Genomic DNA, 14230 nt, shown 5'->3' with positions numbered 1-14230 from the left:
CAACTAAACCAGCGGTAACCGTGGTGGAAAGTGAGGCCAAGTCTGCTAAAAAGTCTGGCTCTAGTAATTTTCTCTGGCTAGCCCTAGCGGCGATCGCCTTGGTGGGCATTGGGGTGGGGGCACCAACTTCTTTCCTTTCCCACTTCACTGTGTTTGTGTTGGCCTGTGTGGTGGGCTGGCAATTAATTTGGAATGTGGCTCCGGCTCTCCATACCCCTTTGATGAGTGTAACCAACGCCATTAGTGGCATCATCATCATCGGCGGCATGCTCCAAATTTCTGGGCCGTTGAATAGTCCCACTACCATTCTGGGGGCGATCGCCATTTTAGTGGGAACAATCAACATTGCTGGGGGATTTTTAGTTACCCAGCGGATGCTAAAAATGTTTAGGAAGTAATTTGTTTTGAGCTAAGAGGTCCTCAACCATGGCTAGAAAATCGAAAGAATTTCAACGGTTATTTCACGAAGAAACCCATGCTAAGAAATCACCAAGAAGGGAGCCTACTCCTCAATCTATTAGGAAAAAGGAATTAGCGGCTTACGATCAATTTAAAGAAAAGCTTGAAAATGATGAGCAGAATAAAGGCATTACCTTTGTTGAAAAACCGAAGGGCATGAGAAAGATGTCTATGGTTTTGGAGCAATTTGTCGCCCCCTTTCTTGATGATGAAGACTCCTATGAAGAAAGGGAATTTTTCTTTGAGTTGGCAGTATTAGCCTGGAATTGTGCCGTATTTCCTGAAAGTGGGCGAGAAAAGCTTATGGAAAGTTTTTTTTCGGGTTTGGCCAATCCCCTCGACCCAGAAAGTATGGAAGCGACGCAGGATTTAAGAGTTTTTGTTGAGGAGTTAATTGAGCGCAAATTAGATGTATTCCCTAAGGACAACAGAATTATCCAAGACTTTCAATTGACTCAACATGAAGCCGGTTTCCATATTGCTGTTTCCTACGTTATCGCTCGATAGTTTCCATGCAAATTTCCGTAGCATCTAAATATAGAACTTCCATTGATCCAGACAAAATTACTGCGTTTTGTCAGCAATGGCAAATAAATAAGTTTGCCCTATTTGGTTCAGTTCTCCGAGATGATTTTGATCTAGATAACAGTGACATTGACGTTTTAGTCTCTTTTGCGCCTAACGTCCCCTGGACAATTCTAGATCTAGTGGATATGGAAGATCAACTTGAAGAGATCTTTAACCGGAAAGTTGACTTAGTAGAGCGAATCAGCATCGAAAAAAGTCAAAATCCCTTTAGAAAAAAGGCAATTTTAGAATCCTACCAGGTTATTTATGCAAACCCGCGAAAAGTTTTACGATGGGCATTAGTTTAGAATCTTTTCAAGATGATTTAATGTGCCAATCAGCTGTCAATCGCCAATTTGAAATTATCGGTGAAGCGGCTCGTAGAATATCAGTTAAGTCTCAAGAAGCAATTACAGATATTCCTTGGCGACAAATTATTGGTATGAGAAATCGTATTGTTCATGAATATGATCGTCTCAATGTTGATCGTATTTGGCAAACCGTTCAGTTTTCTTTACCCCCCTTATCGTTACCCTGGAGCACATTGTTGAATTAGAAAACCATTGACCACTTTTTTCACTATTAACATTAAGTAAAAGCTAACAATTCCTATGTCTAACAGTTTACAAACCGTAGCCTATGTGGCTGCCAGCATATTATTCATCTTCAGCTTAGGGGGTTTAGCCAACCAGGAAACGGCCCGCCGGGGAAATCTTTACGGCATTGCCGGTATGGCGATCGCCTTTTTAGCCACTGCTTTGGGAGGAAGTTTTACCGGTTATACCACCTTGTTCGGGGCGATTATCCCCGCTGTGGTGATCGGTTTTCTCCTAGCTTCCCGGGTAGCCATGACCTCCATGCCAGAATTGGTCGCTATTCTGCATAGTTTTGTCGGTTTAGCCGCTGTCCTAGTAGGTATTGCTAATTACCTGGCCCCGGAAAATGGTTTAACGGGTTCCGAAGCCTTCATTCATCAAATAGAAATTTATGTGGGCGTATTTATTGGGGCCGTTACCTTCACCGGCTCCATTGTGGCCTTTGGTAAATTACGGGCCATTATCAGCAGTAAACCTCTCATGCTCCCGGCTCGGCACTTCTTGAACATTTCTCTGCTAGTGGCCACGGTTATTTTTGGTGTGCAATTTATGCAACTAGATAGCCCCGCTGGTTTAACACCATTGCTAATCATGACCGCCATTGCCGGGGTATTAGGACTCCATCTCGTTGCGGCGATCGGGGGGGCAGATATGCCCGTGGTAATTTCCATGCTCAACAGCTATTCCGGTTGGGCGGCGGCGGCGGCGGGCTTTATGCTCTCCAACGATTTGCTGATTATTACCGGAGCTTTAGTGGGAAGCAGTGGCGCAATTCTGAGCTACATCATGTGTAAAGCCATGAACCGTTCCTTCATCAGCGTTATCCTTGGTGGCTTTGGGGAAGGTTCTAGTAAAGCTTCTACGGGGCCGGCCCAGGAGGTAACTGGTACGGTTACTAAAACCAGTGCGGAAGAAGTAGCAGAGGAATTACTCGATGCCCAGAGTGTAATCATTACCCCTGGTTACGGTATGGCAGTGGCCCAAGCCCAGCATCCCGTGGCAGAAATCACCAAATTGCTCAAAGAAAAGGGCATTGCCGTTCGATTTGGTATTCACCCCGTCGCTGGCCGTCTTCCCGGTCACATGAACGTTTTACTAGCGGAAGCCAATGTGCCCTATGATGTGGTGCTGGAAATGGACGAAATTAACGAAGATTTCCCCGAAACCGATGTGGTGTTGGTGATTGGAGCCAATGACACGGTCAATCCCAGTGCATTGGAAGATCCCACCAGTGCGATCGCCGGCATGCCGGTGTTGGAAGTATGGAAAGCTAAACAGGTGGTGGTGATGAAACGGAGTATGGCTTCGGGTTATGCCGGGGTGGAAAATCCTTTGTTTTATAAGGAAAATACCCAAATGCTCTTCGGGGATGCCAAGAAAAATGTCGATGCCATTTTGACCCAACTACGGGCCAAGGACGAGGCGGCCAGTGGCGATAGGGTTCTAGTTTCTGCCTAGGATCACCACTGAAAACATAATCAATTGGCGAATGGGGGAAGTGGACAATTTCCCCTATTTTTGCCAACGGTTATTGATGGTTATCCACACCAAAGATAATTAGGCGGGTGTGGGCCAGAGATTGGGGCTGGCGGGTTTACGTATCGGTGGAGGCCAGGGAAGAAGAAGATTTTGGCCATTTTTGAACGATCGCCGTGGTCAGGAAATGGGATAAAAGACCGATGGGCCCGGCAAACAAGCACAAAATCAGGGAATGGGTCGTCCAGATGCCCGTTTCTCGCCCTTGCCAATAGATCCAGCGTCCGACAAACAGATCCATCACCAAGTAATGTATCCAACCCACAGCCATGATACTGGGGTCGCTAAAGGCCTGGGCAATTACCCCCAATTCCGGGCTAGCCAGGGCGGCGGCCGATGTTGATCCCAGGGAATTAATGAATAAGAGCAAATAAACAACTGCCAAAAGGGCCAGGGGAATGAATGACTGCATCACCTTTTGGGTTCCCTGCCATCCCGGTAGAAGGATCATCAGGGCCCAGAACGGTAGAACCCCTAGATTACTAACGTTAAAAATAAGTTCCGTTGCCGTCGAAGAAAGGAGCATAAAGAAATAGTCCGCAGGAGTGTTACTGATCCTGGCGAATTTTGAGTGGTCTGGCAAGGTTCAACTGTGGTTTTGAGGAGATTGGGGCACTTCCAGCGACTACAGTTGACGACGGAAGTCTATTGTACGGGGTTAGGCCGTCAACTACTTGGTGGTATTGCATTGTGGCGGCGATCGCCCTCCATTCAGCAGTGGGGGTTGATAATGGGAAAAGAATTACGTTTGATTTTTTGCCATGACCACCGATCTATCGGTTTACCTTGACCAAGCCCAACGAGCCGGAGCGGAAAGCGCTGAAGTTTATTACTCCCGTTCCTTTTCTCGGCCGGTTTTTTTTGAGGCTAATCGGTTAAAGCAGTTGGAAAGTTCCGAATCGGAAGGGGTGGCCCTGCGGCTATGGAAAAATGGTCAGGCCGGTTTAGCTGTGGCCTATGGGCCGGTGGAGCCTGGGGTTTTAGTTGAAAAAGCCTTGGCCCTAGCAGCCTTGAATCCTCCCAATCCGCCCCGCTTCACTAATCCCCGTCAAGATTATCGGGAAAGCTTGGGTGAGGATTTTTCCGTCGAACAATTAATCGATTGGGGCCAAACGGCGATCGTCAGTTTACGGTCAGAGTTTCCAGAAGTGCTTTGTAGTGGGGAATTAGCCTGTAGCACCGACAGTACCCGCCTCATCAACAGTGAAGGTTTGGATTGTACCTGGACCGAGAGAAGTTTGAGCTACTACTTCGGGGTGGAATGGATTAGGGGGGAAGATTTTTTGGCTATTTACGATGGGGAGCAATGCCGGGGTCAAGCCGACGTCCAACAGGTAGTGGAAAATCTGCGGCAACGCTTGCTTTGGGCAGAAATTAATCAACAAATCCAGGGGGGCAAAATGCCCATCTTGCTCACTAATGGGGCTGCCGGTTTACTGTGGGATACGGTGGGGGAAGCTCTCCATGGGCAACGGGTAACGGAAGGTTCATCCCCGTGGGCGGAAAAATTAGGACAAACTGTGGCGATCGAAGGACTACATATTAGTCAAGATCCCAGCGCCATTCCCTTTGATTGCCCCTTTGACGATGAAGGCAGCCCCACCCAAAAACTTGCTTTGATTGAAGAGGGAAAAATTGCTCAGTTTTATACGGACCAGGAAACGGCGGAAAAATTAGGCACAACCACCACGGGTAACGGCTTTCGTCCCAGCTTGGGCGGTGCTCCCCAACCGGGTTTGGTCAATATGCTAATCACACCAGGAACCGCTAGCTTTGACCAGTTACTGAAAAAATTGGGCAATGGCTTAGTTGTCGATCAAATCCTTGGGGGCGGAGCGGATATTTCCGGTGATTTTTCCATCAACGTTGATTTGGGCTATCGAGTGCAGAATGGGGAAATTACCGGCAGGGTGAAGGACACCATGGTTTCTGGCAATGTTTATGAACTATTAAGTCAGGTTATCGCTTTGGGTTCAGACCGCCGTTGGCAGGGTTCCTGTGCTACTCCGTCAATTATTTTAGATGGGGTATCCATAACTGCCTAGCGCTATATTTGAGCATCGTAATTTTGGTTTGACTGCCATTGAAAAAAATCCGACCAGGAATTTCCCCAACGGTTATTTATTTAGGCTTTGATGGTACTGTAATTGAATGAATAATGTTACTCGCTATCAAAACGCTGCGCTTCAGTATTATCAAGATCTGACGGGATCTTCCCATCTCCACTATGGTTATTGGCAACCAGTTCCGGAGACAGAAGATGATTTAACTATGGCAAAACTTCGCCATGCCCAGGAGCAATATACTGACCATTTGCTTTCATTTTTACCGCAGAATATCGAAACCGTACTGGATGTGGGGTGTGGCAACGGGGACAATGCCAGTCAGCTAATTAGCAAAGGTTTACAAGTGGAAGGCATTGCTCCAGATCCTTTTCAGGAGTCCAATTTTTTACAAAAGACCGCAGGTAAAGCTCGCTTTAATAGCAACACTTTCCAAGGATTTATAGAAGATTTACAACGGATTAGTTCCGCTCCCCAATATGATTTGTTGCTTTTTAGTGAAAGTACCCAATATATGGCTTCAGATACCATTGCCGATGGGGCAAAATTCTTGGTGAAACCAGGAGGTTATGTGCTACTGGCTGACATGTTTCGTAAAAATGCGCAGTATCAGACAGGAATGTTTTCCAATTGTTTGATTAAAGATGAATTGCAGATGGTGATGGAAAAGGCTGGTTTTATTCTGCTCGACAGTGATGATATTTCTCAACAAATTGTACCAACGCTGGATCTTTGTGTGCAAAGTTTTCAGACCTTTGGAGTTTCAACTTTAACTTATTTGGCCAGTTTAGTTAGGATTGCAGTTCCCCCCCTGTATAAAATTTTCGACTACTTTTTAGGTAAACAAGCCAAAGCCTTGGTGCAGGAAGGATTACAGGCTGGGAATATTTTTCGGGATCATTTATGCTATGAAATTCAACTTTGGCAAAAACTTGCTTAAATTTCTGGGGGCGATCGCCATTGTGGTAACGGGGATTTACCCTGGGCAGGGGGAAAGTTAAGAATAATGACTAATTTGTCTTGCTGGCCAAAGCCTAGGCGTATAAGTAAAGTAAAGCCCCTTCACCGCCGGAGAGAACAACCATGTCCGCCGAATTTTTTGACTGCCTACAACATAAATGCGCCTATGTGGCGATCGGAGAATTTAAACCCGGTCGGTTTGCGGAGGCCCAACGGTTGTATGAAAAGGCAATTTCCACCTATAAAAGCGGCTTTAAGGGTGCCTTCCTACTGAGAAAACCCAATTCCGATGAAGGCATTGCTGTGATTCTCTGGAATACCATCGAAGATATGGAGGCGAATCAAACGGAAGTCCACCGCAAAATTCTGGATGAAATGGGCCCTTTATTCAATATTCCTCCGGTTACCAATATTTACGAAGTTTGTAGTGAGGTGGAAGCCTACGGTAAGGTGCTCTGTTAACCATGTACAACATTAGTTTTACCCCTGATCGCCCGTTAACCTACCATCTGGAAGATGATCAAAGTTTGGCTCGACTTTCCCTCGTGCCGGGGCGGGGCGGTCTGGTGACCAATTGGACCATTCAAGGTCAACCCGTCCTATATTTTGACGAAGAGCGGTTTCAAGATCCATCTCTGTCGGTGCGGGGGGGAATCCCGATTTTATTTCCCATTTGCGGCAATCTGCCCCATGATCAGTTCAACTACGACGGCAAAAATTATCGCCTCAGACAACATGGTTTTGCGCGGGATCTACCCTGGGAAGTAATCGGCCAGCAAACCCAAGCAAGCGCCCAGTTGGATTTACGGTTGAGCCACAATGATGCCACCCTCGAGGCTTTTCCCTTTGAATTTGAACTAGTTTTTAGCTATCAACTCCAGGGCCATAATCTCCGCATTGAGCAACGTATTGCTAACCTTGGCGATCAGCGGATGCCCTTTTCCCTCGGCTTGCATCCCTACTTTTTTTGCCGAGAGAAGCTGGGAGTTACGTTGGCAATTCCCGCTGATGATTACCTAGACCAAAAAACTGGCGATCGCCATGGCTATGGTGGTCAACTGGATCTCACTGCCCCGGAATTGGATTTAGCCTTTACCCAAATCTCCCAGCCAAGGGCCAATTTTGTCGACCCAGACCGGAATGTAAAGATAGAAGTTAGCTTCAGTGAACTGTACCAAACCCTGGTGTTTTGGACTGTGGCGGGGAAGGACTATCTTTGCCTGGAACCCTGGAGTGGCCCCCGCAATGCCCTCAATAGCGGCGAGCAATTGGCCTGGGTGGAACCCTATTCTTCCCGTTCTGCCTGGGTGAATTTTCAGGTGTCAATGGAATAATTTTGCTACTCTTTTCCCTTGAGTTAAGAGTCCGTTGGCAGTTTCAAATTAAGGAAGGGGGGCGTGAAAACCCCCGAAACCATCCCTTGAATTATGGCTATGGTTCAATTAACTCTGTTCAGAGCATGGAGATTAAAAATTTCCCTGGAGAGCCTCATTGCACCGTTCACAAATGCTGGGATCGTCGCTAAAACTACCCACCTGAGTGGAATAATTCCAGCAACGTTCACATTTATGACCATCTGCATTGGTAATGCCTAGGCTTAACGCATCTGTTGAAGTCTTAAATTGCAAGTCATCAATTCCAGCCGTATTCTCCAACAATTCCACTTGGGAAGCCAACAACAAATAACGCAGAGTATCCACATGATTGGATTCTTCTCGGTTATAACGCTGTAGTAATTGGGACCAATGGTCGTCGTTAGTGTGGATTAAGACCTTAGCTTCCAAAGACGCACCGATCGCCTTAGCGGTACGGGCCGATTCCATCACCTTATTAACTTCTGTACGTAGTTGCCGTAGCTTAACCCAGGTTTGGGCTAATTCTGGCTGCACCCAATGGGAATCCATCGTCACCCAACCGGCTTGGAACACCGATTCCGCTGGTTTTTCATAGGGTAAAAATTGCCAAATATCTTCCGCTAAATGACACAACACCGGGGCGATCGCCTTGACCAAATTTTCCAGCGCTAACTGGAGTACGGTTTGGCAACTGCGGCGGCGGGGAGCATTGGGGGCAGAAATATACAAACGGTCTTTAGCAATGTCTAAGTAAAAGTTGGATAAATCCACCACACAAAAGTTTTGTACCGTTTGGAAAAACTTAAAGAATTGGAAATTTTCGTAGGCTTCCGTTACCTCCGTAAACACCTCCGTCATGCGATGCAACATATAGCGGTCTAATTCCGGCAAATCTTCATAATTAACCGCATCGGTTTCGGGATTAAAATCATGCAAATTACCAAGCAAAAATCGGGCCGTATTGCGGATTTTGTTGCGCACATCCACCAACTGCTTCAGGATGCCTTGGCCAATGGGCACATCATTGGCATAGTCCACCGACGCCACCCAAAGCCGTAAAACGTCTGCCCCATAGGCGGGTTCCTGCTTTTGATTTTTACCGCCATTGATGATTTGGTAAGGATCTACCACATTACCCAAGGACTTACTCATTTTATGGCCCTTTTCATCGAGGACAAAACCATGGGTTAACACCGTTTTATAGGGGGCAATACCATTCACCGCCACACTGGTGAGCAAGCTGGACTGAAACCAACCCCGATGCTGGTCGGAACCTTCTAAATACAAATCTACCGGGTATTTCAATTCTGGCCGATTGTCCGCCACCGCTGCCCAGGAAGAACCAGAATCAAACCACACGTCCATGGTGTCTTCCCCTTTGCGGTAGGTACGGCCATTGTTACGATATTTTTCCGGTAGCAGTTCCTCTACGGTCAATTCCCACCAGGCATCGGACCCTTTTTGGGCAATAATCCGTTGCACATGGTTAATGGTTTCCTCTGTTAACAAAGGCTCATTGGTTTCATCATCGTAAAATACCGGAATGGGCACTCCCCAAGCCCGCTGGCGAGAAATACACCAATCACTGCGATCGCCAACCATGGGGGTAATGCGATTTTCTCCTTGGGCAGGAATCCAAGTAACTTCTTTGATTGCTTTTAAGGCTTGATCCCGAAAACCTGCCACCGAGGCAAACCACTGTTCCGTGGCGCGGAAAATAGTCGGCTTTTTGGTGCGCCAATCGTAGGGATATTTATGCTCGTAGGCTTCTTCTTTGAGTAAACTTCCTTCGGCAATTAAGCGATTAATAATGGCTTGATTAGCGTCCTTTAAAACGTTTAAGCCCTGAAATTCCCCAGCTTCTTCGGTTAAATTGCCCTGACCATCCACCGGAGAGAGAATGGGTAAGTTATATTTTTGCCCAGTCATATAGTCTTCCAAACCATGGCCAGGGGCGGTGTGGACTAATCCTGTGCCAGATTCCGTTGTAATGTAATCTCCACCGATCACCACGGGGCTTTGGCGATCAAATAAAGGATGTTGGTAGAGACAATATTCTAAAATTTCGCCCTTAATAACTGTCTTAATGTCTAGGACTAAATCTAGGGTTTTGCTTAGGCTTTCCACTAGATCCTTCGCCACAATGACAAATTGTGGTTTGGCGTCCCTTTTGTTCTCTGATGCCAATGGGCCGGCGGGAATGACGTATTCAGTCCCCGTTGAGCTCGGTAACTGGGGATACTGAATTTCCACTACGGCGTAGTCCAAGTGACCATTAACCGCCACTGCAAGGTTTCCCGGCAGGGTCCAGGGGGTGGTTGTCCAAATGGCAACGGCTAAATTATGGGAGTATTCCTCCAGTGCACCGGCTTTTTCCCCTAATTTAACGATGGGAAAGGTGGCGTAGATACTGCGGGAAGTGTGGCCTTCGGGGTATTCCAACTCCGCTTCTGCCAAAGCCGTGCGGGAACTGGGACTCCAATGGACGGGTTTTAGGCCTCGATAGATGTAACCCTTGAGGGCCATGGCTCCAAATACGCCAATTTGGGCCGCTTCATATTCCGGGGTCAGAGTTAAATAAGGCTTTTTCCAATCCCCCCAAATGCCATAACGCTGGAAACCCACGGCTTGTTCCTGTTGGGCTTTGAGGGCAAAATCCCTGGCTTTGTGGCGCAGGGTGAGAGGGGTTAACTCCGCCCTTTCACTGCTTTTTAAACTTTGCAGAACTTTGAGTTCAATCGGCAAGCCATGGCAATCCCAACCGGGAACGTAATGGACCTTGTGTCCCCGTAATAGTTTATATTTATTGATAATATCCTTAAGGACTTTATTGAGGGCATGGCCCATGTGGAGAGCGCCGTTGGCGTAGGGCGGCCCGTCGTGGAGCACAAACAAATCTTTGGGGTTATGGTCTGCTAGGTCGGCGTAAATTCCTTTTTCCTGCCAATATTGCTGAATTTCCGGCTCTCTTTTGCTGGCATTGGCCCGCATGTCAAAGCGGGTTTGGGGCAAGTTAACGGTGTCTTTATAACTTTTGGCTTCAGTCACAGTGGCTTTAGGGCAGAGTTGTGCATAGGAATACTTGTTGATTTTACCCCGTTTTCCTAACCCATCCACCGCTGTTTTACTCCCCCTTCGGCGATCGCCATAGGCTGGTCTTTGCTTGATCTCCCCTGGCGGGCCAGTATAATTCCAAGGGATGATCGTGTATCAACCTGCTCATTTTTCTGGAACAACCGGCCATGAATGAACCAAAACAGACCGAAACCGTCCAGGTGGTGGAAAAAGTTAGTGCTATTCTTTCCCCCTATTTCATTGTCATTGTGGGTTTGTTTTTGGCTGATGGTAATTTTTTGATTGGCATTGCCCTGGTATTTGTGGGGGTGTTTTCCCTGCTCAAGCTGTCTTGGCAGGATGTGCAAACGGGGGTGGAAAAAGTTAAGGGCTTCTTTGCCGAAAAGCCATAGGTCCGGTTAGGGGAAATCAGACCTGAGCAACAGGCACTAAAAAGGTAAATCCTCTTCTTCCTCCGGGACGATCGCCGGTCGGTTGAGCACGGTGGGTTGGTTCGTTTGAAGATGCCCGTTGTGGTCCATGGGAGGCTGGGCTGGTGCTGTTGGCACATCATCGCCATTATCGGCCCCTGGTTGAGGAGTAGCATCGGACGCCACAATTTCCCCGTCAAAATTTTTGGCAAACTGTTCGATCGCCTTACGGGTGGCAGTTTCACTAATATTTTCTGGAGGAAGGGCTTCGCTGACTGGTTCCGGTGGCGGTGTTGGTCTGGACTGACTATGGGATTCCCGTCGGGGGGAAGGCTTAATTTCTGAGGTGGCCGTTCCAGAGGCGATCGGTGGGGATGCAGGGGGAGTAGACGCTACGGTTTTTGTCGGAGGATGACTCGGTTCCGGGGTAAAAGCTGGTGGTTTAGTATGGCTAGGGGGCGGAGGAGTACTAACGGAAGACTGCTCTGGATTAGATGATTTGCCCACTACCAAATTAACTTTCACCGATTGGCCACAGGCCTGCCCCAGGGCCGCTTCCAGTTCATCTTTTTTACCTGCCGCAATTTTCAGCAATTGTTGGGTGGTGACACTCACAGTGGCATTGTTGCCCACTAAACCAACTAAAGCACCAAAGGATTTAAATAAGGACTGACTAAGAGCGCCTAGGTTGTTTAAGGTTTCTGCCCACAGTTGAGTTAAGTCGCCATGGTAGTTGGTTGGCTTCGAGCTGGAGTCATCTACGACTTCCTCCTGTTCCACAGCAACGGTTTCAGGAATGGGGGGCGGCGGGGTAATGGGGGAATCCACCACCGTCAGACGGTTATGCTGGCCACTGGGAAAGGCGACCACATTACTGGGTTTTGCCTGGGTTGTCCGTTGGACCCCAGATGCTTTGGCTGAAGATTGCTGAGTTGCAACGGTTGCTACTGCACAGGCTGATGGTAACAAGCCCAACAGGGTCACCTCCAACCAGAGTCGGGGTTGGGTGGTATTGCGAATTTGGATTTCACTCTCCTTCAGTTTTTGTTGTCCTTGTAAAATTACCCCCCTCTCCCACTGGGGAGCCAGACCGCAGAGTGCTTGCCAAGTTTCCGCTGTCACCGCCACTAAATCCGACCGTTGGGGCGCAGTTTGGGCAATAAGTAAGTTTAAGTAAAAGCTTGCTAGGTTTTGTAATACCACCAGGGGTTCCCGTCCCCGGTTTAAAATTTGCCGACAGGTGCCCAATAGTGTTTCTGCATCGTCACTGGCGATCGCCTCTAGGAGGGTCAACAAATCCTGCTCTGGCACTGCCCCCACCAGATTCCAAACCTTATCAGGGGTAATTAGATCGGGCAGTAAACTTAGTTGATCGAGCAAACTTTCCGCATCCCGCAAACCACCATTGGCAATTTGGGCCACTAGGGTTAAAGCTGGTTGGTCGATATTAATATTTTCTTGCCCAGCAATGTAGCGCAGGTGGTTAACCATTGCTTCTAGAGGAATGCGGCGATAATCAAACCGTTGACAACGGGAAATGATGGTGGGTAGCACCCGCTGGGGATCGGTGGTGGCCAAAACAAAAACAACCCTTTCCGGCGGCTCCTCCAAGGTTTTCAATAGAGCATTAAATGCGGCCGTACTAAGCATATGACATTCATCGATCACATATACTTTGTACCGACATTGTACTGGAGAAAATTGGGCCCGTTCAATAATTTCTCGAATATTATCTACCCCTGTATTACTAGCCGCATCAATTTCAATGACGTCTAAAGCGGAACCGTTGGTAATGGCCCGACAGGTAGCACATTGACCGCAGGGGGTGGCCGTGGGCCGATCGCCGGCAATGCAGTTTAGGGACTTGGCTAAAATTCTCGCCGAAGAGGTTTTGCCCGTTCCCCTGGGGCCGGTGAATAGGTAAGCAGGAACAATGCGCTCCTGGGCAATGGCATTGCTCAACGTAGCGGCGATCGCCGTTTGGCCCACTAAGTCCGCAAAGGTCTGGGGGCGATATTTATGGTGCAGAGGTTCGTAGGCCATGGCGGGGTAACCGGGCGATCGACAAACAGGGGGATTCTCAGCCTAACTCCAAAAGGCAAAAAAAAGAGGTCAAGTTAACAGCCTGTGACGGGGCAGGCAAAGGCAAGGGGCAAGAAGCTTAGAATGGGAGGGTCAGTGCTGATTTATTTGTAAGGCTGGAGTGCAATGCCGATGACAGCCCCTATTATTTTCCACCTCGCCATCCCCGTTAATGATATTCCGAAAACTAAGGAATTTTACTGCGATCGCCTGGGAGCCAAGGCCGGCAGAGAAACCGATAAGGCGGTAATTCTGGATTTCTATGGCCATCAAGTGGTGGCCCACGTTACCCTGGAGCCGTTGGTAAAACAACAGGGCATTTATCCCCGGCATTTTGGTTTAGTGTTCACTGCTGAGGCGGATTGGTTTGCCCTCTGTGAAAGAGTGGAAGCCCAGGGCATTGCCTATCATTTACCGCCCAAGCTCCGTTTTGGAGGGGAATTGACAGAACATCGCACTTTTTTCCTAGCTGACCCGTTCCATAATTACCTGGAATTCAAATGGTACCGTCACCGGGAAGCAATTTTTGGTGTAAAAGAATTTGTGGCCATTGGCGATCGCTAGTTAGATAAATTTATCACTTAAGATAATGGGCTAAGAATTACTCATTTCGATGGCAAAAAGTAGTTGCATCAAGAAAATTCCAGGAGCTGAATAGTTATGGTATTCATACAACAAAAAACACTTTATGAGCAGGACTTCAGCCTGTGGACAAAGGAAACAGCCAAGCTCTTAAGATGTCAGGATTTTTCTCAAGTTGATTGGGATAACTTAATTGAGGAAATAGAAACTTTGGGTAGAAATGAACGTCACGCTGTTGATAGTTTATTATCCCGTTTGCTAGAGCATTTGTTGAAACGTTGTTTTGTCGATTGTCCAGAGTGTTTTCGGGGGTGGGAAATTGAAATTCGCAATTTTCGTCAGGAAATTAAAAAACGATTGAAAAGCTCTCCCAGTCTGAAGGGGTTTGTGCTGGAAATTTTCCCTGAGTCTTACCAAGATGCTTTAGCCGCAATGAGAGAAGATTATCCCAACACATTTTTCCCAGATATGTCTCCTTTTCCTGGGGAACTAGAAAGTTTGTTAAACGATAAATTTTGGCTAGATTTTTCCGATAAAAATTGATC

15 protein-coding genes are annotated in these 14230 nt (G+C 47.5%); 12 read left to right on the top strand and 3 right to left on the bottom strand.

Going from position 1 to position 14230, the window contains the following annotated elements:
* From IQ217_RS08860 to pntB, 5 genes are all read left to right on the top strand, one after another.
* The coding region (locus IQ217_RS08860) for a proton-translocating transhydrogenase family protein (protein ID WP_194019670.1) at positions 1-398 on the top strand (398 nt) is incomplete at its 5' end.
* A 28-nt stretch (positions 399-426) separates the two neighbouring features.
* The gene (locus tag IQ217_RS08855; protein ID WP_194019669.1) at positions 427-966 is read left to right on the top strand and encodes a hypothetical protein; all 540 of its coding nucleotides are present in this window, start codon (positions 427-429) and stop codon (positions 964-966) included.
* 5 nt (positions 967-971) lie between these two features.
* The gene (locus tag IQ217_RS08850; protein ID WP_194019668.1) at positions 972-1334 is read left to right on the top strand and encodes a nucleotidyltransferase family protein; all 363 of its coding nucleotides are present in this window, start codon (positions 972-974) and stop codon (positions 1332-1334) included.
* Entirely contained in the window at positions 1319-1582 is a 264-nt protein-coding gene (locus IQ217_RS08845; RefSeq protein ID WP_194019667.1) for a HepT-like ribonuclease domain-containing protein, read from the top strand. The genes IQ217_RS08850 and IQ217_RS08845 overlap by 16 nt, the downstream gene beginning before the upstream one ends.
* A gap of 55 nt (positions 1583-1637) precedes the next feature.
* Positions 1638-3080, top strand: a complete 1443-nt coding sequence (pntB, locus tag IQ217_RS08840; protein WP_194019666.1) for a Re/Si-specific NAD(P)(+) transhydrogenase subunit beta — start codon at positions 1638-1640, stop codon at positions 3078-3080.
* Positions 3081-3216: 136 nt separating this feature from the next.
* Here pntB and IQ217_RS08835 read toward each other — a convergent pair whose 3' ends face one another.
* Complete coding sequence (locus IQ217_RS08835; protein WP_190599441.1) at positions 3217-3684, bottom strand: ABA4-like family protein; 468 nt, start codon at positions 3682-3684, stop codon at positions 3217-3219.
* 235 nt (positions 3685-3919) lie between these two features.
* On the opposite strand from IQ217_RS08835, the gene IQ217_RS08830 reads away from it, so the two are divergent.
* From IQ217_RS08830 to IQ217_RS08815, 4 genes are all read left to right on the top strand, one after another.
* Positions 3920-5203: a TldD/PmbA family protein gene (locus tag IQ217_RS08830; protein ID WP_194019665.1), complete on the top strand. Its 1284-nt coding sequence runs from the start codon at positions 3920-3922 to the stop codon at positions 5201-5203.
* Between the two features lie 106 nt (positions 5204-5309).
* Complete coding sequence (locus tag IQ217_RS08825; protein ID WP_194019664.1) at positions 5310-6161, top strand: class I SAM-dependent methyltransferase; 852 nt, start codon at positions 5310-5312, stop codon at positions 6159-6161.
* Between the two features lie 143 nt (positions 6162-6304).
* Complete coding sequence (locus tag IQ217_RS08820) at positions 6305-6643, top strand: antibiotic biosynthesis monooxygenase family protein (protein ID WP_190599445.1); 339 nt, start codon at positions 6305-6307, stop codon at positions 6641-6643.
* A 2-nt stretch (positions 6644-6645) separates the two neighbouring features.
* Positions 6646-7515, top strand: coding sequence for an aldose epimerase family protein (locus IQ217_RS08815; RefSeq protein WP_194019663.1), 870 nt, complete (start codon positions 6646-6648; stop codon positions 7513-7515).
* Between the two features lie 132 nt (positions 7516-7647).
* On the opposite strand, the gene ileS is transcribed toward IQ217_RS08815, so the two are convergent.
* On the bottom strand, positions 7648-10584 hold the full coding sequence (gene ileS, locus IQ217_RS08810; RefSeq protein ID WP_194019662.1) for an isoleucine--tRNA ligase: 2937 nt from the start codon (positions 10582-10584) through the stop codon (positions 7648-7650).
* A gap of 194 nt (positions 10585-10778) precedes the next feature.
* Between ileS and IQ217_RS08805 the strand changes: the two genes are divergently transcribed.
* Positions 10779-11003 carry a hypothetical protein gene (locus IQ217_RS08805; RefSeq protein ID WP_194019661.1) on the top strand — a complete coding sequence of 75 codons (225 nt, stop codon included), beginning with the start codon at positions 10779-10781 and terminating at the stop codon, positions 11001-11003.
* 36 nt (positions 11004-11039) lie between these two features.
* On the opposite strand, the gene IQ217_RS08800 is transcribed toward IQ217_RS08805, so the two are convergent.
* Positions 11040-13064 (bottom strand): DNA polymerase III subunit gamma/tau, encoded by a 2025-nt coding sequence (locus IQ217_RS08800; RefSeq protein WP_194019660.1) that lies wholly within the window; start codon positions 13062-13064, stop codon positions 11040-11042.
* 171 nt (positions 13065-13235) lie between these two features.
* Here IQ217_RS08800 and IQ217_RS08795 point away from each other — a divergent pair, with 171 nt between their 5' ends.
* Both IQ217_RS08795 and IQ217_RS08790 read left to right on the top strand, forming a co-directional pair.
* Positions 13236-13667, top strand: coding sequence for a VOC family protein (locus tag IQ217_RS08795; RefSeq protein ID WP_194019659.1), 432 nt, complete (start codon positions 13236-13238; stop codon positions 13665-13667).
* Between the two features lie 96 nt (positions 13668-13763).
* Positions 13764-14228, top strand: a complete 465-nt coding sequence (locus IQ217_RS08790) for a DUF29 domain-containing protein (protein ID WP_194019658.1) — start codon at positions 13764-13766, stop codon at positions 14226-14228.
* The last annotated feature ends 2 nt before the right edge of the window (positions 14229-14230 follow it).

Origin of the sequence: Synechocystis salina LEGE 00031, assembly GCF_015207985.1 — a bacterium.
Lineage (GTDB): Bacteria > Cyanobacteriota > Cyanobacteriia > Cyanobacteriales > Microcystaceae > Synechocystis > Synechocystis salina.
This window is presented reverse-complemented; position numbering and strand designations above follow the sequence as displayed.